Annotated in this window: 20 protein-coding genes; 10 read left to right on the forward strand and 10 right to left on the reverse strand. The window is 73.7% G+C overall.

All coding sequences use genetic code 11. The features are described 5' to 3' along the window. Nucleotides 1–27: 27 nt before the first annotated feature. The 4 genes from ACH5AR_RS05665 to ACH5AR_RS05680 form a co-directional block, all read right to left on the reverse strand. The gene (locus ACH5AR_RS05665; protein ID WP_396300113.1) at nucleotides 28–645 is read right to left on the reverse strand and encodes a ScbR family autoregulator-binding transcription factor; all 618 of its coding nucleotides are present in this window, start codon (nucleotides 643–645) and stop codon (nucleotides 28–30) included. Between the two features lie 220 nt (nucleotides 646–865). Beyond that, the gene (locus ACH5AR_RS05670; protein ID WP_396300114.1) at nucleotides 866–1,075 is read right to left on the reverse strand and encodes an acyl-CoA carboxylase epsilon subunit; all 210 of its coding nucleotides are present in this window, start codon (nucleotides 1,073–1,075) and stop codon (nucleotides 866–868) included. A 64-nt stretch (nucleotides 1,076–1,139) separates the two neighbouring features. Continuing rightward, a complete protein-coding gene (locus tag ACH5AR_RS05675; RefSeq protein WP_396300115.1) occupies nucleotides 1,140–2,741 on the reverse strand; it encodes an acyl-CoA carboxylase subunit beta in 1,602 nt (533 codons plus the stop codon). Nucleotides 2,742–3,192: 451 nt separating this feature from the next. Then, nucleotides 3,193–3,615, reverse strand: a complete 423-nt coding sequence (locus tag ACH5AR_RS05680; RefSeq protein WP_396300116.1) for a PLD nuclease N-terminal domain-containing protein — start codon at nucleotides 3,613–3,615, stop codon at nucleotides 3,193–3,195. Nucleotides 3,616–3,708: 93 nt separating this feature from the next. On the opposite strand from ACH5AR_RS05680, the gene ACH5AR_RS05685 reads away from it, so the two are divergent. Then, nucleotides 3,709–5,166, forward strand: a complete 1,458-nt coding sequence (locus ACH5AR_RS05685) for a menaquinone biosynthesis decarboxylase (RefSeq protein ID WP_396300117.1) — start codon at nucleotides 3,709–3,711, stop codon at nucleotides 5,164–5,166. Next, nucleotides 5,163–6,059 (forward strand): menaquinone biosynthesis prenyltransferase MqnP, encoded by an 897-nt coding sequence (gene mqnP / locus ACH5AR_RS05690; RefSeq protein WP_396300118.1) that lies wholly within the window; start codon nucleotides 5,163–5,165, stop codon nucleotides 6,057–6,059. Before ACH5AR_RS05685 ends, mqnP begins: the two co-directional genes overlap by 4 nt. 54 nt (nucleotides 6,060–6,113) lie before the next feature. Here the strand turns inward: mqnP and ACH5AR_RS05695 are convergent, their stop codons facing one another. After that, complete coding sequence (locus ACH5AR_RS05695; protein WP_396300119.1) at nucleotides 6,114–6,908, reverse strand: hypothetical protein; 795 nt, start codon at nucleotides 6,906–6,908, stop codon at nucleotides 6,114–6,116. Nucleotides 6,909–7,096: 188 nt separating this feature from the next. Between ACH5AR_RS05695 and ACH5AR_RS05700 the strand changes: the two genes are divergently transcribed. Then, nucleotides 7,097–7,666 (forward strand): hypothetical protein, encoded by a 570-nt coding sequence (locus tag ACH5AR_RS05700; protein WP_396300120.1) that lies wholly within the window; start codon nucleotides 7,097–7,099, stop codon nucleotides 7,664–7,666. A 61-nt stretch (nucleotides 7,667–7,727) separates the two neighbouring features. Here ACH5AR_RS05700 and ACH5AR_RS05705 read toward each other — a convergent pair whose 3' ends face one another. The 3 genes from ACH5AR_RS05705 to ACH5AR_RS05715 all read right to left on the reverse strand — a co-directional run bounded on the left by ACH5AR_RS05705 (nucleotide 7,728) and on the right by ACH5AR_RS05715 (nucleotide 10,270). Continuing rightward, nucleotides 7,728–8,483 (reverse strand): alpha/beta fold hydrolase, encoded by a 756-nt coding sequence (locus tag ACH5AR_RS05705; protein ID WP_396300121.1) that lies wholly within the window; start codon nucleotides 8,481–8,483, stop codon nucleotides 7,728–7,730. A gap of 62 nt (nucleotides 8,484–8,545) precedes the next feature. Further along, complete coding sequence (gene gcvH, locus ACH5AR_RS05710; RefSeq protein WP_396300122.1) at nucleotides 8,546–8,935, reverse strand: glycine cleavage system protein GcvH; 390 nt, start codon at nucleotides 8,933–8,935, stop codon at nucleotides 8,546–8,548. A 111-nt stretch (nucleotides 8,936–9,046) separates the two neighbouring features. After that, a complete protein-coding gene (locus ACH5AR_RS05715) occupies nucleotides 9,047–10,270 on the reverse strand; it encodes an FAD-dependent oxidoreductase (RefSeq protein WP_396300123.1) in 1,224 nt (407 codons plus the stop codon). 101 nt (nucleotides 10,271–10,371) lie between these two features. Between ACH5AR_RS05715 and ACH5AR_RS05720 the strand changes: the two genes are divergently transcribed. Continuing rightward, nucleotides 10,372–11,166 carry a TetR/AcrR family transcriptional regulator gene (locus ACH5AR_RS05720; protein WP_396300124.1) on the forward strand — a complete coding sequence of 265 codons (795 nt, stop codon included), beginning with the start codon at nucleotides 10,372–10,374 and terminating at the stop codon, nucleotides 11,164–11,166. Between the two features lie 8 nt (nucleotides 11,167–11,174). Here ACH5AR_RS05720 and ACH5AR_RS05725 read toward each other — a convergent pair whose 3' ends face one another. Together ACH5AR_RS05725 and ACH5AR_RS05730 are read right to left on the reverse strand one after the other, a co-directional pair. Further along, nucleotides 11,175–11,891, reverse strand: a complete 717-nt coding sequence (locus tag ACH5AR_RS05725) for an MOSC domain-containing protein (protein WP_396300125.1) — start codon at nucleotides 11,889–11,891, stop codon at nucleotides 11,175–11,177. A gap of 68 nt (nucleotides 11,892–11,959) precedes the next feature. Then, nucleotides 11,960–12,703, reverse strand: a complete 744-nt coding sequence (locus ACH5AR_RS05730) for a cyclase family protein (RefSeq protein WP_396300126.1) — start codon at nucleotides 12,701–12,703, stop codon at nucleotides 11,960–11,962. 120 nt (nucleotides 12,704–12,823) lie between these two features. Here ACH5AR_RS05730 and ACH5AR_RS05735 point away from each other — a divergent pair, with 120 nt between their 5' ends. The 6 genes from ACH5AR_RS05735 to ACH5AR_RS05760 all read left to right on the forward strand — a co-directional run bounded on the left by ACH5AR_RS05735 (nucleotide 12,824) and on the right by ACH5AR_RS05760 (nucleotide 18,696). After that, the gene (locus ACH5AR_RS05735; protein ID WP_396300127.1) at nucleotides 12,824–13,498 is read left to right on the forward strand and encodes a UbiX family flavin prenyltransferase; all 675 of its coding nucleotides are present in this window, start codon (nucleotides 12,824–12,826) and stop codon (nucleotides 13,496–13,498) included. 119 nt (nucleotides 13,499–13,617) lie between these two features. Further along, nucleotides 13,618–14,076, forward strand: a complete 459-nt coding sequence (locus ACH5AR_RS05740) for an Lrp/AsnC family transcriptional regulator (protein WP_030055719.1) — start codon at nucleotides 13,618–13,620, stop codon at nucleotides 14,074–14,076. A 4-nt stretch (nucleotides 14,077–14,080) separates the two neighbouring features. Then, nucleotides 14,081–15,043: a threonine/serine dehydratase gene (locus ACH5AR_RS05745; RefSeq protein WP_396300128.1), complete on the forward strand. Its 963-nt coding sequence runs from the start codon at nucleotides 14,081–14,083 to the stop codon at nucleotides 15,041–15,043. A 52-nt stretch (nucleotides 15,044–15,095) separates the two neighbouring features. Next, nucleotides 15,096–16,259, forward strand: coding sequence for an aminofutalosine synthase MqnE (mqnE, locus tag ACH5AR_RS05750; RefSeq protein ID WP_396300129.1), 1,164 nt, complete (start codon nucleotides 15,096–15,098; stop codon nucleotides 16,257–16,259). Between the two features lie 117 nt (nucleotides 16,260–16,376). After that, nucleotides 16,377–17,627, forward strand: a complete 1,251-nt coding sequence (locus ACH5AR_RS05755) for a L,D-transpeptidase family protein (protein WP_396300130.1) — start codon at nucleotides 16,377–16,379, stop codon at nucleotides 17,625–17,627. Nucleotides 17,628–17,748: 121 nt separating this feature from the next. After that, complete coding sequence (locus ACH5AR_RS05760; RefSeq protein WP_396300131.1) at nucleotides 17,749–18,696, forward strand: beta-ketoacyl-ACP synthase III; 948 nt, start codon at nucleotides 17,749–17,751, stop codon at nucleotides 18,694–18,696. Nucleotides 18,697–18,931 lie beyond the last annotated feature (235 nt).

Below are 18,931 nucleotides of genomic sequence, written 5' to 3' on the forward strand. Positions count from 1 at the left end.
CGGAAACGCGGACCGGGCGGGCGCGGGTCAGGGCGCGGCGCGCTCGGCGACGCTCAGCCGGGCCAGCGCGTGCGGCTGGACCACGCCGGGCAGCAGCAGCGTCCAGAGGTCGGAGAGCCGCTGGATCAGGTCCTGCCGGTCGGCCAGCACCTGGGAGCTCAGCTGGATGCCGGTGACGGCCCCGGTGATCACCCCGGCGGCCGCGGTCAGGTCGACCCCCGGGTGGAGCTCGCCGGCCTCCCGGGCGTGCTCCAGCAGGACGCGGACGGTGTCCATCCAGCCCTGGTAGGCCGCGAGCTGGGGCTGGGTGAAGCTGCCGTGCTCGATCGTCAGCCGGATGCTGCCGCGCACCAGCGGGTCGGTCCGCAGTGCCCGGGCGAAGGCGTACCCGAGGTCGATCAGGTTCTGCACCGGGCTGTCCGAGGCCGGGTTCCAGCCGGAGATGAAGACGCCCTGCCCCTCGATGACGGCGAGCGCCAGCTCCTCCTTGGAGTGGAAGTGGAAGTACAGCGCGCCCTTGGTGACGCCGGCCCGGTCCAGGATCTCGGACATCGTGGCGGCGGCGTAGCCCCGCTCGTCGAACACCTCGGCCGCCGCGACGAGTACCGCCTGGCGGGTCGCCAGCGCGCGGGCCTGCCTGGCCATCGCAGCCTCCCTGGAAAGTTCTGGTCTCGGCAGCGGCCGATCCTACGGGGGCGGACGGGGCGGCGGACGCGTACCGTCCGGTAGGCATCCTACCGAGCCCGCCCCCGGCCCCCCGGGCCTCGGCCGGCCGGTCCGGAGGGCGGCGGGCGCCGCCCCGGGCAACGCCCGACGGCCGGTCACCCGGGCGGGGTGACCGGCCGTCGGCCGGGGCCGTGGGCCGTCAGGCGGCCTGCTGCCAGCTGAACGGCGAGGAGTACGCCGGGCGGCGCTCCAGGCGCTGCCAGCGGGCGATCGGCTCGATCGGCGCGGCGGTCGAGGCCTGCTGCGCGACGGCGGCGCGCGCGGCGAGGACGGCGGTCAGGGCGGCGAGTTCCTCGTCGGTGAGCGTGCCGCGGACGATGCGGACGAGCGGTTCGGCGGAAGCGGTCATGTCCTGGTTTCTCCCCCGGTGCTGTGGTCTGAGGTGGGTGGCACGGCGGTGCGGACGCGCGTCGTCACATCGGCGGGTTGCCGTGCTTGCGGCTGGGCAGGTCGGCGTGCTTGGTGCGGAGCATGGCCAGGGCGGAAGCGATCACCTGGCGGGTCTCGGTCGGGTCGATGACGTCGTCCACGAGGCCGCGCTCGGCCGCGTAGTACGGGTGCATCAGCTCGTTGCGGTATTCCTTGATCTTCTGGGCGCGCATGGCGTCCGGGTCCTCGGCGGCGTTGATCTCCCGCCGGAAGATGACGTTGGCCGCGCCCTCGGCGCCCATCACGGCGATCTCGTTGGTCGGCCAGGCGTAGGAGAGGTCGGCGCCGATCGAGCGGGAGTCCATCACGATGTAGGCGCCGCCGTAGGCCTTGCGCAGGATCAGCGAGATGCGCGGCACGGTGGCGTTGCAGTACGCGTACAGCAGCTTGGCGCCGTGGCGGATGATGCCGCCGTGCTCCTGGTCGACGCCGGGCAGGAAGCCGGGGACGTCGAGCAGGGTGACCAGCGGGATGTTGAAGGCGTCGCACATCTGGACGAAGCGCGCGGCCTTCTCGCTCGCGTTGATGTCCAGCACGCCGGCCAGCGACTGCGGCTGGTTGGCGATGATGCCCACGACGTGGCCGTCGATCCGGGCGAGCACGCAGAGCACGTTGGTGGCCCAGCGCTCGTGGACCTCCAGGTACTCGCCGTGGTCGACGATCTCCTCGACGACCTTGCGCATGTCGTACGGGCGGTTGCCGTCGGCGGGCACCAGGTCCAGCAGGCTGTCGTTGCGGCGGCCGACCGGGTCCTCGCTCAGCACGGACGGCGGCATCTCGCGGTTGTTCTGCGGCAGCAGCGACAGGAGGTAGCGGACCTCCTCGATGCAGGACTGCTCGTCGTCGTACACGAAGTGCGAGACGCCGGAGACGCCGGCGTGCACGTCGGCGCCGCCGAGGCCGTTCTGGGTGATCTTCTCGCCGGTCACGGCCTGGACCACGTCCGGGCCGGTGATGAACATCTGCGAGGTCTCGCGGACCATGAAGACGAAGTCGGTCAGCGCGGGGGAGTACGCGGCGCCGCCGGCGCACGGGCCGAGCATCACCGAGATCTGCGGGATGACGCCGGAGGCCTTGGTGTTGCGCTGGAAGATGCCGCCGTAGCCGGCCAGCGCGGTGACGCCCTCCTGGATGCGGGCGCCGGCGCCGTCGTTCAGCGAGACCAGCGGGGCGCCGGCCGCGATGGCCATGTCCATGATCTTGTGGATCTTCTGCGCGTGGGCCTCGCCCAGCGCGCCGCCGAAGATCCGGAAGTCGTGCGCGTAGGTGAAGACGGTGCGCCCGTGGACGGTGCCCCAGCCGACGATCACGCCGTCGGTGTGCGGCTTCCTGGCCTCCAGGCCGAAGCCCTGGGCGCGGTGCCGGCGCAGCGGCTCGACCTCCTGGAAGGAGCCCTCGTCCAGCAGCAGCTCGATGCGCTCGCGAGCGGTCAGCTTGCCCTTGGCGTGCTGGGCCTCGGTGGCCTTGTCGCTGGGGCCGCGGCGGACCTTCTCGCGCAGTTCGTGCAGCTCGGCGACCCGCCCGCGGGCGTCGGTCGGGACCTCGGGGACCTCGCCGTCGACCGGCGCCTCATGCACAACCGTCATCTCGAACCACTCCAAGGGTGAGGGAACTGTCCGACAGCCAACGTCTGCTGTGCCCCCGGCTGCGAATCACTTCTTCACTTATGACTGTACGAGGGGCCGTGCGCTGGTTTCGGCGTCGATTCCGTACAAGGTCGAGTTCGTTTAGCTGTCAGGCCTGCACAGAAGCGGTCGGATCGTCTACTGAGCGCTCGGTGTTCGTTCGGATACCGGGGGTTGTCGAACAGATGATGGTCCGATGATCTGAGCATGAAGGAAAGCGCAGGTCAGGGCCGTCTCCCAGTAATGTAGGCCGGTTATCTGGGGCCTCGCTCAAGGTCCGCTCAAGCCCGGCGGGCAGGGGGCGCCCGTTCGGGTTAGGGGTTGCGCAGTCGTAGGGAAGCGCCAAAAATGCCGCAGCCCACCCCGCCCGTGGGGGGTGGGCTGTCCGGGCGAGCGGGAGGACCGGTCCCGGTCAGCCCTTCCGGTCGTCCCCGGGCTCGTCGCGGTCGCGCAGCTCCCGCTCGCGACGGCGCAGGTCGGCCTCCCACTGCTTGAGCATGGCCTCGTGGTCTTTGTCGCTCTTCTTCAACGAGGCGAGGAACTCGGGGTCGTCGTCCGGAGCCGTCGGCCGGCCGCCGCGCGGGGCGGTGCGGCCCGGGTGCCCCTCGGCCGGGTACCCCGGCCCGGCCCCGGCCGGCGCGGCCCGCAGGAAGCCGCGCCGCTTGCCGGCGATCAGCCAGGCGATCGGCCCCAGCGGCGGGAAGAGCAGCACGATCAGCACCCAGACCACCTTGGGCAGGTGCTTCACCTCGTCCTCGGGCGTGGTCAGGCAGTCCACGAACGCCCAGACCCAGAGCGCGAGCGGAAGGACGATGGTCAGAAGAATCCTCGGCACGGCTTGGGATCTCCCCCCGGGCGGCGACGGTGGCGGGCGCCTTCCAGGGGCCCTTGACCAAGCCAGGCTATCGGGTGGCGGATACTGACAGGCATGGCATACGACGACCTCCGCTCGTTCCTCCGGGCCCTCGACCGCGAGGGCGACCTCAAGCGCATCAAGGCGGAGGTGGACCCGCACCTGGAGATCGGCGAGATCGTCGACCGGGTACAGAAGGCCAAGGGCCCGGCGCTGCTCTTCGAGAACGTCAAGGGCTCGTCGATGCCGCTCGCGATGAACGTCTTCGGCACCGAGCGCCGGCTGGCCAAGGCGCTCGGCCTCAAGGGCCCGGACGACATCTCCGAGAAGATCGCCGGCCTGCTCAGGCCCGAGCTGCCGCAGGGCTTCACCGGGTTCCGGGACGCCTTCGGCAAGCTCGCCTCGATGGCGCACGTCCCGCCCCGGCACGTGAAGTCCGGCGACGCCCCGGTGCAGGAGGTCGTGCTCACCGGCGACGACGTCGACCTGGAGGCGCTGCCCGCGCTCTTCACCTGGCCGCTGGACGGCGGCTCCTTCTTCAACCTGGGGCTGACCCACACCAAGGACCCGGACAGCGGCATCCGCAACCTGGGCCTCTACCGGCTCCAGCGGCACGACCGCCGCACGATCGGCATGCACTGGCAGATCCACAAGGACAGCCGCAACCACGCCGCGGTGGCGGCCAGGCGGGGCGAGCGCCTGCCGGTCGCGATCGCCTTCGGCTGCCCCCCGGCCGTCACCTACGCGGCCACCGCGCCGCTGCCCGGGGACATCGACGAGTACCTCTTCGCCGGCTTCGTCGCCGGGGAGCGGGTCCGGATGGTCGACTGCAAGACCGTCCCGCTGCAGGTCCCGGCCGACGCCGAGGTGGTCCTGGAGGGCTGGCTGGAGCCCGGCGAGACGCTGCCCGAGGGCCCGTTCGGCGACCACACGGGCTTCTACACCCCGCAGGAGCCGTTCCCGGCGCTGAAGATCGACTGCGTGACGATGCGCCGCCGCCCGATCCTCCAGTCCATCGTGGTCGGCCGGCCGCCGACGGAGGACGGCCCGCTGGGCAAGTTCACCGAGCGCTTCTTCCTGCCGCTGCTGAAGATCATCATCCCGGACATCGTGGACTACGACCTGCCCGAGGCCGGCGGCTTCCACAACTGCGTGATCGTCTCGATCGACAAGAAGTACCCCAAGCACGCCCAGAAGACGATGCACGCGATCTGGGGCGCGCACATGATGTCGCTCACCAAGCTGATCATCGTGGTGGACTCCGACTGCGACGTGCACGACTACCAGGAGGTCGCCTGGCGGGCCTTCGGCAACGTCGACTACAGCCGCGACCTCACCGTGGTCGAGGGCCCGGTGGACCACCTGGACCACGCCTCGTACCAGCAGTTCTGGGGCGGCAAGGCGGGCATCGACGCGACCCGCAAGCTGCCGGAGGAGGGGTACACCCGGGACGGCGGCTGGCCGGAGATGGTGTCCTCGGACCCGGCCACGGCCGCGCTGGTGTCGCGCCGCTGGAAGGAGTACGGACTGTGAGCACCGCCGCCGCCGAGACCCCCGGGCGCACCCGGGCCTTCCTGCGCCTCGTCGTGTTCGAACACTCGGTCTTCGCCCTCCCGTTCGCGTACACCGCCGCGCTGACCGCGATGTTCCTCGCCGACGAGCGGGTGCACTGGGGCGAGCTGTTCGTCGTCACGGTGTGCATGGTCGGGCTGCGGACCTTCGCCATGGCGGCGAACCGGATCATCGACCGCGAGATCGACGCCCGGAACCCGCGGACCGCCACCCGCGAACTGGTCACCGGCGCGGTGTCCATGAGGACCGCGTACGTCGGCTCGGCGGTGGCCCTGGCGGTCTTCCTGGGCGCGGCCGCGCTGCTCAACCCGCTCTGCCTGGCGCTCGCGCCGGTCGCCGTGGTGCCGATGGTGGTCTACCCGTACGGCAAGCGGTTCACGGACTTCCCGCAGGCGATCCTCGGCCTGGCCCAGGCGATGGGGCCGGTCGGCGCCTGGCTCGCGGTGACGGGCAGCTGGTCGTGGGACGCGGTCGTGCTGGGTGCGGCCGTCGGCATCTGGATCGGCGGCTTCGACCTGATCTACGCGTGCCAGGACGTCGAGTCCGACCGCGAGAACGGGGTCCGCTCGGTGCCCGCGCGGTACGGCGTGCCGGCGGCCATCCGGGGCGCGCGGGTGTGCCACGTCCTGACCACGCTGCTGCTGGGCTGGTTCGGGTACCTGACGGATGCCGGAGCCGCGTTCTGGACCGGCCTGCTGGTCGTCGCGGGCGCGTTCGTCTACGAGCACACCATCGTGCGGCCGAACGACCTGTCGAGGCTCAACCGGGCGTTCTTCCAGACCAACAGCTTCGTCGGCGTCTCGCTGTTCTTCTTCGCCCTCGTCGACCTGGTGATCCGCGGCCTCGGCGTCTGACCCCGGCGCGCCGTTCCGCCGAACCGCGCCGTTCCGCCGCCGTGGCGGCCGGGCTCAGCGGAACAGCGCCGCGTGGTCCCGCGCCCAGGCGCGGAAGCTGCGGGCGGGGTGGCCGGTGACGTCCTGGACGGTGGTGGTGGCCGGCTCGGGGGCGGTGAGCCGGGCGTGGACGAAGTCCAGGGCGCCGTCCACGGCGGCCGGGGGCCGGCCGGTGGCGGCCATCCGGCGGCGGGCGGCCTCGCGGGGGATCTCCTGCCAGGTGACCGGGCGGCCGGCGGCCGCGCCGATGATCTCCACCTGCTCGGCCTGGGTCGGCGCCTCCGGCCCGGTGAGCAGGTACCGGGCGCCGTCGTGGCCGTCCTCCACCAGGGCCCGGACGGCCACCGCCGCGACGTCCCGCTCGTCCACCGGGGTCAGCCCGGCCGCGCCGCCGTAGCCCCGGACCGGGCCCCCGGCCCTGATCTCCTCGGCCCACTGCAGGGCGGCGGCGAAGCCGTGCGCCCGCAGCACCGTGTGCCGCACGCCGCTGCGGGCGAGCAGCGCCCCGATCCCGTCCTCCGGCGGGCCGGGGGCGGCCGGGGCCAGGAACACCACCCGCCCGACCTCCCGGGCCAGCACGCCGACGGCCTCCGTCGCCCCGTCCGCCGTCGGGAACGGCCACCCCAGCAGCACCGCGCCGGCGCCCTGCACCGCCGCCTCCAGCGACGCCGGGGCGAGCAGCTCACGCTCGGACAGCGTCCGCGTCCGCGCCCCGGAGGCCGCGACCTGCAGCCCGACGTGCCGCCTGACCGCGCCGGCGACGCCGATCAGCAGCACCGGCGGTGTGTCGTCCACTCGCTCATCTGTCATGTATCGAACGTAAAGGACGAGGATGAGACGCCCCATGCTCGCGGGTCTCCGGTCCATGCGTCTGCGTCTAGGGCGTGTCTGACAATTCGCCGCGCACCCGGCGAGAATTGTCAGACACGCCCTATAGGGCGCGGCCGGCGCGGCCCCCGCGGTGCCCGGGCCGGCCGGCCGCCGGTACCGTGGCCGCCGTGACGGAGCTGACGGAACTGGCGGAACTGGTCCTGACCCCCGACGAGCGCGCCCGCGGCGTGCGGGTCGACGACGTGGTGTTCGACCTGGACTGGACCGGCGAGGAGGAGCCGGGCGAGCTGGCGGCGTTCGCGGCCGGCCGGGTCCGGGCGCACGGGGTGGAGCCGACGGGTGTCGACACCACCGCCGTCCGGCAGGCGGCCGAGGCCGATCCGGCGCTGCGCCGCGGCGACCTCCCGGTCCGCCAGCTCGACCACCTGGCCGAGGTGCTGAGCGGCCTCGGCTGCACCCTCCTGCAGTGGCACAGCGGCACCGACGCCTACGCGCTGCTGGTCGCGCGGACCGGCGGGCACGAGCCGGCCGGGCTGCTGCACGAGGGCCTGCCGGTGCTGCCCTGGGGCTCGGAGCCCGAGGAGCAGCTGGTCAGCCTGAACTGCCCGGGCTGCTCGCGGATGCTGGTCTGGCAGCTGCCGCCGACCGAGACCCTGGCCGGCGAGCGCTGCGAGTGCGGGACGGCGCTGTTCGACGCCGCCGGTGACCCGCTGCCCGGCGTGACCCTCCACGACTGACGGCGCCCGCCGCCGCTCCCGGTCGGGCCGCCGTACGGGTTGCCCGGCCCGGGCAGCGCCCTCAGCCGTGCAGGAAGCCCTCCACCGACGCGGCCAGCGCCACCGGGGCCTCGTACATCGGGTAGTGCCCGCTGCCGGCGAGCTCCTCCAGCTCGGCGTTGGGGTAGTGGGTCAGGAAGGTGCCGCGCATCACCTCGGCGGTGAGGGCGAGGTCGTGCTCGCCGACGATCACCTTGACCGGCACCGGGTTGCCGTCGATCCGGCGCCGGAGGTCGGCCGTCGCCCAGTCGCGGACGTAGGCGCCGAAGGCCTCCGGGGTGGATTCCCGCAGGGACTGGTCGACCATCCGGTCGAGCCAGACCCGGCCGGCCCGCTGCCCGGTGACCAGGTCGAGGATCGCGAAGCGCTTCTCGCGGTCCCCGGCCGCGCCGAAGAACAGCGCCTCGGCGGCCGCGTCCATCGGGTACGCCCCGGCCGGGACCGGGGCCACGCCGACGAGCTTGCGCACCCGCAGCGGCGCCTCGGCGAGCACCTGCTGGACGGCCTTGCCGCCCATCGAGTGGCCGACCAGCGAGAAGCGGTCCCACCCGAGCCGGTCGGCCAGGGCGAGCGCGTCGGAGGCGATCTCGGCGAGGGTGTACGCGCCGGGGACGTCCTTGCGCCGGCCGTAGCCGCGGTAGTCGAGGAGGGCGTAGCTGAAGGCGTCGCCGTCGAGGTAGTCGAGGAACGGGCCCCAGCCCGCGCTGGTGCCGAACCAGTCGTGCAGGACCAGGACGTGGTGGTCGCCGGTGCCGATCAGGCGGTGAGGGAGCGTCATGCCCACGGCGTTCCCCGTGGAGCGCCCGTCCGAACGGACGGTCCACGGGGACGGCGGCCGGGTCACTCCGCGCGGAGGAGGGCCTCGTACTCGGCGGCCGTGAGCAGCTGCTTCGGCTCGTCCGCCGTGGAGGGCGTGATCTCGATGATCCAGCCGTCGCCGTACGGGTCGGAGTTGATCGCCTCGGGCTCGGAGTCCAGGTCGGTGTTGGTCGCGGCGACCGAACCGGAGAGCGGCGCGTAGAGCATGCTCACCGACTTGACCGACTCCACGTTGCCGAACTCCTGGCCGGCCTCGAGCTTGCTTCCCGCCTCGGGGAGTTCGACGAGGACGATGTCGCCGAGCTGCTGCTGGGCGTAGTCGGTGAGGCCGACGCGGACGCGGTCCTTCCCCACCGCCTCCACCCACTCGTGGTCCCTGGTGTACCTCAGGTGCGTCGGGATGGCGGACATGGTGGTCTCCTTGCTGCCGGGGCGGCCTGACGTCCGGTCGGGCGCGACGACGTAGAAGCCTGCCGCAGCCGCCGCCCCCTCCGGCGCGACGCGCACTCGATCGAGTGAATTTCAGGCGTCACGCCGGGCGAAGGCCGGAGCGTGCTCGGGGAGCGGACCGAAGGCGATCACCCGGGACAGCAGCAGCGGGATGCCGGGGACGTGCCGGACGACCCGCAGCAGCCGGGTGGGCGGCCCGGCCCGCCGGCCGTCGAGGGCCGGTTCGAACATCACCCGGTGCAGGATCCGCTGCACCCCCTGCATGACCACGGTCGGCCCCCACCGGCGGCGCCGGACCCGGGCCAGGGCCGCCGCGGTCGGGCGGCCGCGCCGCAGCGGTTCGGCGAGCAGGGTGGCGGCCGCGACGGCGTCCTGGATCGCGAGGTTGATGCCCACCCCGCCGGCCGGGGACATCGCGTGGGCGGCGTCACCGATCAGCAGCAGCCCGTCCCGGTGCCAGCGGTGCAGCCGGTCGAGCCGGACGTCGAGCAGGTGGAGGTCGTCGAGGCCGGCCAGCCGGTCGACCCGGTCCGCGTACTGGGGCAGCAGTTCGGCGATCCGGCCGCGGAACCGCTCGACGCCCTCGGCGCGCAGCTGCGGGTCGGAGCCCTTGGCGCGGAAGTAGGCGATCTGGAAGTAGTCGGACCGGGCGAAGCTCAGCGCCAGGTCGCCGCGCCCGAAGCCGGTGGCGAGGGTGGGCGGCAGGGCCCGCTCGTGGTCGTGCCGGGGCAGCCGGAACCACCAGACGTCGAAGGGCACCGGGAACTCCTCGGGCGTCAGCCCGGCCGCCCGCCGCAGGGTGGAGTGCCGGCCGTCGGCGGCGACGGTGAGGTCGGCGCGCAGCTCGCCCTCCTCGCCGTCCCGGGTGCGGTAGCGCACGCCCGTCACCCGGTCGCCGTCCCGGAGCAGGCCGGTCGCCTCGGTGTTCATCCGCAGGGTGAAGGCGGGCTCCTTCCGGGCCTGCTCGGCCAGGAAGGTCAGCAGGTCCCACTGCGGGATCATGGCGATGTAGTTGTACGGGGGCCGCAGCCGCTCGTAGGCGCTCAGGGCGACGGGGCCGGCGCCGGGCACCCGGACGACCAGGTTGCCGAGGCGGCTCTGCGGCAGGGCGGCGAACTCCCGGCCGAGGCCGAGCTCGTCCATCAGCCGCACGGTGGAGGCGTGCACGGTGTCGCCGCGGAAGTCGCGCAGGAAGTCCCCGTGCTTCTCCAGCACGGTCACCTCGACGCCGGCGCGCGCCAGCAGCAGACCGAGCATCATCCCGGCCGGCCCGCCCCCGGAGATCACGACGCTCATGGCTCTCCCCCTTCGGTGTTCGGTCGATCACCGTCCGTGTGGATCCTGCCTATATAGACTCTCTGGAACCGTCCCAGGTGTCAAGTAGTACGATGCCTCACATGAAGGAGCTGGTGACGGCCGCCCTCGCGGCGGCGAAGGAGCGGGGCCAGGACGTCGCCGACGTCCCGCTGACGGCGATCGCCACCACGGCCGGGATCTCCCGCAGCACGCTGCTGCGCAGGCTCGGCGGCTCCCGGGCGGCGCTGGACGAGGCGGTCCGGGCGGCGGGGGTCGACCCGGGCGGGCGCCCGCCGGTGCGCGAGCGCGCGGTCGCGGCCGCGGCGGAGCTGGTGGCCGAGCGCGGACTGGCCGGGGTGACCCTGGACGCCGTGGCGGACCGGGCCGACTGCTCGCTGCCCAGCCTGCACGCCGTCTTCGAGGGGCGGGACGGCCTGCTCGCCGCCGTCTTCGAGCGGCACTCCGCGCTGCCCGCCCTGGAGGCCCTGGCCGCCGACCCGCCGGAGGGTCTGGAGGAGACCGTCCGGGCGCTGCACACCACCTTCGTCGCGGCCTTCGCGCACGAGCCGCGGATCGTCCCGGCGGTCTTCGCCGACCTGCTCGGCCGCCCGGACGGCCCCGCCTCCCGGATGATGGCCGCCAACCTGCCGCGGATGCTCGACAGCCTGGACCGGCTGCTGCGCCCGCACGTGCGGGCCGGCCGGCTCCGGCCGCTGCCCACGCCGGTGCTGGTCCAGCTGCTGCTCGGCCCGCTGCTCAACCACGTGCTGATGCGGCCGGTGCTGGAGCCCCTCCCGGGGGCCGGGCTGCCCCCGATGGACGAGAGCGTCGAGATCTTCGTCGCGGCCTACCTGCGCGCGGTCGCCGTCCCGGAGTCCGGGGCCGGCGCGTCCTGAGGCCGCGGTCAGCCGAGCAGCAGCCGGTCGCCGACGCGCAGCCGGCCCGGGGCGGCGACCTCGGCGAGCGCGTCCAGCAGGCCGTCGTGGGCGTGCACCACCGCCTTGAGGATCTCGGGGGCGTGCGGCAGTCCGGGCTGCGGGGCGCCGGTCATCGCGCAGCGCTCGCTGGAGGCGACGAAGGAGAGCCGGGCGCTGCCGGGGGCCTCGCCGGTCGCCTGGCGGCCGAGCCAGGCGTCCTCGACGAACGGCGGGGTGCCGGGCGGGGTGCGCAGGACGATGTTGGGGCGGAACCGGCGCTCGTCGACCACGGCGAAGGGCACGGCCTCGCGGACCCAGTCCAGGGTGGCGGTGCTGAGCACGCTGACCGGCAGCCGGTCGAAGTGGGAGACGCCGTCCTCGCGGGCGAGTTCGACGTCCGCGCGCTGGAGGTAGGCGCGCAGGAAGGCGTTCGGCCGGTCGACCGGGCGGCCGAGCGGATCGAACAGCTCGGGGCCGTCGATCCGGTGGCCGAGCCGGGCGGAGAGCCGGAGCAGGCCGTCCATCCGGCGGAAGCGGCGGGTGTTCTTGCCCGAGCCGAGCTTCCCGGCCGCGTCGCGGACGGCGTAGAGGCGGTCGCCGGCGAGGCCGCGCTCGTCCACCTCGACGGAGTCGAGCCGCTCGCCGCCGGTGGATTTCACGGGGTAGCGCCAGAGTCGCTCGATCACTCCGATGATCTCAGCCATGGCCGGACAGCGTACTGGCGTCAACCGGGGATGGTCTAGACCAAGTGCGCGGGGGGTTACCCGCGGGTTCAGCCCAGCCGGGCCACCGCCCGCACCGGGGCGCCGTCCGCCGCGACCAGCCGCAGCGGGAACAGCGAGACCTCCACCGGCCGGCCGGCCTCCTGGGCCGCCAGCAGCGGCCGCAGGTCGGTCAGGTTCTCGGCGATCACCCCGCCGCCGGAGGCCCCCAGCAGCACCCGGTGGGCGGCGAGGGTGGGCTCGTCGGCGGCGCCGTGGTCGTGCTCGTCGGTGAGGTCGGCGAGCAGGGCGGCCACCGCCGGGTCCCCCGGGCCGGGATCGGGGGTCGGGTCCACGCTGAGCGCGTCGACCCCGACCGTCCGCACCCCGGCGGCGACGATCGCCTCGGCGGCCGCCGGGGTCAGGCTGGGGTGGGCCAGGTAGGTGTCGGTGCCCCAGTGCCGGGCCCAGCCGGTGGCCAGCAGCAGCACGGTGCCCTCGGCGGCCCGCTCCAGCGCGGGTGCCAGCAGCGCGGGGGTGACGGCCGCCCGGGGCTCCAGTCCGCGCAGGTCGGCGACCACGGCGGGGCCGGTGAACCGCTCCAGCGGCAGCCCGTCCAGGGTCGGCCAGGTGACGTCCACGTGGTACGGCGCGTCCACGTGCGTCCCGGACTGCGAGCCGAGGTGCAGGGCCAGGACGTTCACCCCGGCGGTGGCCGTGGTGAGCGCGGGCTCCAGCAGGACGGCCGGATCGCCGGGGTAGACCGGCATCGCGGTGGTCACCTGATGGGTGAGGTCGACGAGGGTCGCTGCCATGCCGCCCATCCTCCCAGCCCCCGAGCGTCCCGTGGACCCCCCCGGCTCCGGCGCGCGCCCCGCCGCGCCGCCGCGAGGGGCCGGGTGAGCGCAACCGGCGGGGCCGGATAGAAATGCCCCATGGGAACTGCGAAGCGTCAGCCGTGGGTGGTCGGGGTCTCGGGGGCGTCGGGGACGCCGTACGCGGCCTCGGTGGTCCGCGCGCTGCTGGCCGCCGGCGAGGCGGTGGACCTGATCGTCAGCCGCGCCGCCCGGCTCACCATCCTGGACGAGACCGGCATCTCCTTCCGGGACGCCCACTGGCGGGCCGACCTGGCCGCCTGGCTGGGGAGCGACGAGGGCCTGGACGACGTCCGCTACTGGCCGGCCGGGGACTTCGCGGCCGGCCCGTCCAGCGGTTCCTACCCGGCCAAGGGCATGCTCGTGGTCCCGGCGACCACCGGCGCGGTGGCCGGGATCGCGCTCGGCCTGAGCAAGGACCTGCTGCAGCGGGTCGCCAGCGTCACCCTCAAGGAGCGGCGGCCCCTCGTCGTCTGCGTCCGCGAGACACCACTCAACGGGGTGACGTTGAAGCACTTGGTGGAGCTCGACGCGCAGGGGGCGGTCGTGCTGCCGGCTTCACCCGGTTTCTACGCCGGCGGCTCCACCGTGCGCGAACTCGTGGACTTCGTGGCCGGGCGGGTGCTGGACGCCGTCGACGTGCCGCATTCCCTGTACCTGCGCTGGGAAGGGGAGTTGGGCGCGGCCGCCCGGAAGGCGCCCGCCGGGGACGCCGCACCGGCTGAGGGGGAGTAAGGAGACCGGGGGCGGGAGAGTATGTTCTCTGCGATATCCGGGTCGGTCGGCGCGAAGCGCCTTTGAATCCGGATAATGATCTGTGGGTCTGGTGAGGTTCGGAAGGACGCGGACGGTATATGGACACGGTGGACAGACAGCTCATCCAGGCGCTCCGGGAGAACGGCCGTGCGTCCTACGCCGAGTTGGGCCGCCTGGTCGGCCTCTCCGGGCCGAGCGTCACGGACCGGATCAACCGCCTGGAGCAGGCCGGGGTGATCACCGGCTACCGGGCGACGGTCAACCCGGCCTCGCTCGGCTTCGGCGTCACGGCCCTGATCGGCCTTCAACTCACCGACGCGGCGGACCACGAGGACGTCGCGTTCCGGCTCAAGGACCTCAACGAGGTCGAGGACTGCTGGTTCATCGCCGGCGACGACTCCTACATGCTGAAGGTCCGGGTCGCCGACGTGGCCGGCCTGGAGTCGGTGGTCAAGCGGATCTCGGGCACGAAAGGCGTGGCCCGGACCCGTACCACCGTCGTACTCTCCACCAAGTGGGAAAACCGGGTGAGTGAACTTCCTCCCGTAGGAGAGTGACGCAATGGCACTGGTCGGTCTGGAGGAGCTGCGCGCGGCCCGGCAGCGGATCGCGGGGGTCGCCGTGCGCACCCCGCTGGTTCCCGCCCCCTGGGCGGCCGAGGGGGAGCGGCGGCTCTGGCTGAAGCCCGAGAACCTCCAACCGACCGGGGCCTTCAAGATCCGCGGTGCCTACAACCGGCTGGCCGCGCTCACCGCGGACGAGCGCGCCCGGGGCGTGGTCGCCCAGTCCAGCGGCAACCACGCCCAGGCGGTGGCGTACGCGGCCCGGGAGCTCGGCATCAAGGCCGTGATCGTCATGCCGGACACCTCGCCCGCGGTGAAGGTGGACGCCACCCGCTCGTTCGGCGCCGAGGTGGTCCTGGTGCCGCCGTCGGAGCGGGACGCCCTGCCCGCCGAGCTGGCCGCGGAGCACGGCTACGTCTGGGTGCCGCCGTACGACGACCCGTTCGTCATCGCGGGCCAGGGCACGGTCGGCCTGGAGATCGCCGAGGACGCCCCGGCGGAGCTGGACACCGTCCTGGTGCCGGTCAGCGGCGGCGGCCTGATCAGCGGGACGGCGGCGGCGCTCAAGCTCACCCGCCCCGGCATCCGGGTGATCGGCGTGGAGCCCGAGCTGGCCGCCGACGCCCGGGCCAGCCTGCGGGCCGGCCGCCTGGTCGAGTGGCCGGTCGCCGACACCTACCGGACCATCGCGGACGGGCTGCGCACCCCCTCGCTCGGCGTGCTGCCGTTCGAGCACGTCACCGCCCACGTGGACGACATCGTCACCGTCACCGAGGACGAGATCCGCGCCACGGTGGCCGTGCTGGCCCGCCGGGGCCGGCTGGTCGCCGAGCCCTCCGGGGCGGTCGCCCCGGCCGCCTACTTCCACCGCGCCGCCGAGACCGGCGGCCAGGCGGTGGCGGCCGTGGTGAGCGGCGGCAACCTCGACCCGGCACTGCTCGCCGAGCTGCTCTCGGCATAGGCGTACGCTCGTTCCGGCAAGGAATCGAACGTCGGAGGAGGCGGGGCACCGCATGGACGCAGGGCTCAAGCGCGAGCTGGAGGCGAAGGTCTACGCGGGTGAGCGGCTGACCCGCGAGGACGGGATCGCGCTCTACGAGAGCGACGACCTGGCCTGGCTGGGCGGGCTGGCCCACCACGTGCGGACGCAGAAGAACGGCGACGTCGTCCACTTCAACGTCAACCGCCACCTCAACATGACCAACGTGTGCAACGCGTCCTGCGCGTACTGCTCGTTCCAGCGCAAGCCGGGCGAGAAGGACGCCTACACGATGCGCATCGAGGAGGCCGTCCGGCTGGCCAAGGCCATGGAGGTCGAGTCCCTCACCGAGCTGCACATCGTCAACGGCCTGCACCCGACCCTGCCGTGGCGCTACTACCCGCGCTCGCTGCGGGAGCTGAAGGCGGCCCTGCCGAACGTCTCGCTGAAGGCCTTCACCGCCACCGAGATCCACTGGTTCGAGAAGATCAGCGGCCTGTCGGCCGACGAGATCATGGACGAGCTGATCGACGCCGGCCTGGAGTCGCTGACCGGCGGCGGCGCGGAGATCTTCGACTGGGAGGTCCGCCAGCACATCGTCGACCACGACACCCACTGGGAGGACTGGTCGCGGATCCACCGCCTCGCGCACAGCAAGGGCCTCAAGACGCCGGCCACCATGCTGTACGGCCACATCGAGGAGCCCCGCCACCGGGTGGACCACGTGCTGCGGCTGCGCGAGCTCCAGGACGAGACCGGCGGCTTCCAGGTCTTCATCCCGCTGCGCTACCAGCACGACTTCCACGACTCCAAGGACGGCGTCGTGCGCAACAGGCTGATGGCCCGCACCGAGATGGCCACCGGCGCCGAGGCGCTGAAGACCTTCGCGGTCTCCCGGCTGCTCTTCGACAACGTCCCGCACGTCAAGGTCTTCTGGGTGATGCACGGCGTCACCACCGCCCAGCTGGCGCTCAGCCACGGCGCGGACGACATGGACGGCTCGGTGGTCGAGTACAAGATCACCCACGACGCGGACAACTTCGGCACCCCGAACAAGCTCGGCCGCGACGACCTGCTCGGGCTGATCCGCGACGCCGGCTTCCGCCCGGTGGAGCGCAACACCCGCTACGAGGTCATCCGCGAGTACGACGGCCCGGACCCGATGCGCCGCGAGTCCCCCCAGGCGATGCGCCTCTGACCTGCGCGAGCCTCCCGCCGCCCGGGCCGTCCACCGGCCCGGGCGGCGGTTGTCTTCACGGCCTCCGCACGGGGCCCGGGTTTACCAACGGGTACGGCGTTTGGCAGGATCGACGACATGTCCGGTTCTCATCGCGCCACCGAGTACCCGCCGTACGAGCCGATGCAGGAACCGGCGTACGGAGTGCCGCAGCAGTCGTACGAGCAGCCGTACACCGGGTACCAGCCGTACCCGCAGCCGGTTGCGCCGGAGTACGGCGACGCCGTGTACCAGGCCTACCAGCAGGAGCCTGACGGGTACTCCGAGGCGTACGACCAGCCGTTCCGGGCCCCCCAGGGCGCCCCGCAGGCGGGGCACGGGTACGAGCCGGGGCCGGTGTACCAGCCGGAGCCCGCCTTCGAGCCCGCCCCCGCGTCCGAGCCGGCCCCCGCGTTCGCGTCCGAGCCCGCGTCCGACCCGGAGCCCGTGGTGCTCGCCGCCGTGCCGGTGGCCGGTGCCCGGACGGCCGCCCGGGGACGGCGGCGCAAGGCCAAGCAGAAACGTCACGGCAAGGCCGTGATGGCCGGCACCGCGCTGCTGGTCGCCGCCACCGCCGGCTGGTACGCCGTCGGCCAGGACGGCGCCAAGCCCGGCATCGCCGCCGCCGACGGCCCCGGCCCGGAGGGCGTCAGCAGGCCCGACCAGCCCGCCCCGGCCCCCGCGGCCGCCCAGGCCGCCTCCGACCGGCAGGCCGCCGCCCCGGCCGCCGACCGCAGCCAGACCCGCCAGGACGGCTCGGTCGCCGCGATACCCGGCCTCGGGGCGAAGTTCACCGCGCAGATCCCCGCCGAGACCAGCCAGGTGGTGGTCGCCTCCGGCCAGGACAGGAACACCGACAAGAACACCGTCACCCTCTGGACCCGCACCCCCGAGGGCCGCTGGCTGGCCGGCGAGACCTGGCAGGGCCACAACGGCAGGAGCGGCTGGACCACCGACCACAACGAGGGCGACCTGCGCAGCCCGATCGGCGTCTTCGGCCTCACCGACGCGGGCGGCCGCAAGGCGGACCCGGGCAGCAAGCTCCCGTACGACAAGGACGCGAGCTTCGTGGTCTCCGGCACCGGCTTCTTCGGGGACCAGCTGGCCGGCTCCTTCGACTACGTGGTCGCGATCAACTACAACCGCGTCGCGGGCAACTCCCCGCTCGACCCGCGGCGCCCGATGGGCTCCCGGAAGGGCGGCGGCATCTGGCTCCACGTGGACCACGACGGCCCGACCCACGGCTGCGTGTCGATCCCCGAGGACAAGATGGCCCAGCTGATCCGGACGCTGGACCCGGCCGCCCACCCGGTCATCGTGATGGGCGACGCCGCGGCGCTGGCCGCCTGACCTCGCGGGACGCGGACCCGGCCCCCGCAAGGGGCCTTGTCCACCTCCTACAGATCGAGGAGGCGGATCCTGTCGCCGGTCATACCATGCCGACCAGCGGGTAACCGGGTTCCATGGCAGTATGAGCGGTTCGCGCATTGTGGCACTCGGCCATTACCAGCCCCCCAGGGTCCTCACCAACGACGACCTGGCGGCGCTCGTCGACACCGACGACGAGTGGATCCGCACCCGGGTGGGCATCCGTTCCCGGCACATCGCCGAGGACGAGAGCCTGGTCGACCTCGCCACCGAGGCCGCCCAGAAGGCGCTCGCCAACAGCGGCCGGACGGCCGACGAGATCGACCTCGTGGTGGTCGCCACCTGCACCGCGATCGAGCGCAGCCCCAACACGGCCGCCGCGGTGGCGGCCCGGCTGGGCGTGCGCTCGCCCGCCGCATACGACATCAACACGGTCTGCTCCGGCTTCTCGTACGCCCTGGCCACCGCCGACCACGCGATCCGGGCCGGCTCGGCCCGCCGCGCCCTGGTGATCGGTGCCGAGCGGATGTCCGACACGCTCGACTGGACCGACCGCTCCACCTGCGTGATCTTCGGCGACGGCGCGGGCGCCGCGGTGGTCGAGGCCCAGGAGGACGGCGCCGAGCCCGGCGTCGGGCCGGTGGTCTGGGGCTCCGAGCCCGAACGGGGCGACGCCGTGGTGATCACCGGCTGGGACCCGGTGATCAGCCAGCAGGGCCAGTCCGTCTTCCGCTGGGCCACCACCCAGCTCGCCCCGCTGGCCCGCCAGGCCTGCGAGCGGGCCGGGATCGACCCGGCCGAGCTGAAGGGCTTCGTCCCGCACCAGGCCAACCTGCGGATCATCGACGCGATCGCGGGCAAGCTGGGCCTCGGCGAGGACGCGGTGGTGGCCCGGGACGTCGTCCACTCGGGCAACACCTCGGCCGCCTCCATCCCGCTGGCCTTCTCCAAGCTGGTCGAGCGCGGCGAGCTCTCGCCCGGCGACCCGGTCCTGCTCTTCGGCTTCGGCGGCGGGCTGGCCTACGCCGGCCAGGTCGTGCGCTGCCCCTGAGCCGGTCGCGACGGCCCCGGCCCGGGACCGCCCGGGGGAGGGGCCGCGGCGGCGCCGTACGGCCGCCCGGCGGCCCGGTGGGGCGGTACGGACGCGAACATGCCGGTGGGGGGGGGCCCCCGGGGCGGGGGGCCCCCCCCCCGGGGGGGGGGGGCGGGGGGGGGGGGCGGGGGGCCCCCCCCCCCGCCCCCGCCGCCCGCCGTCGGGGCCCCGCGACGAGGGCGGGGGGGCGCCC

The organism is Kitasatospora sp. NPDC018619 (assembly GCF_044391605.1).
Lineage (GTDB): Bacteria > Actinomycetota > Actinomycetes > Streptomycetales > Streptomycetaceae > Kitasatospora.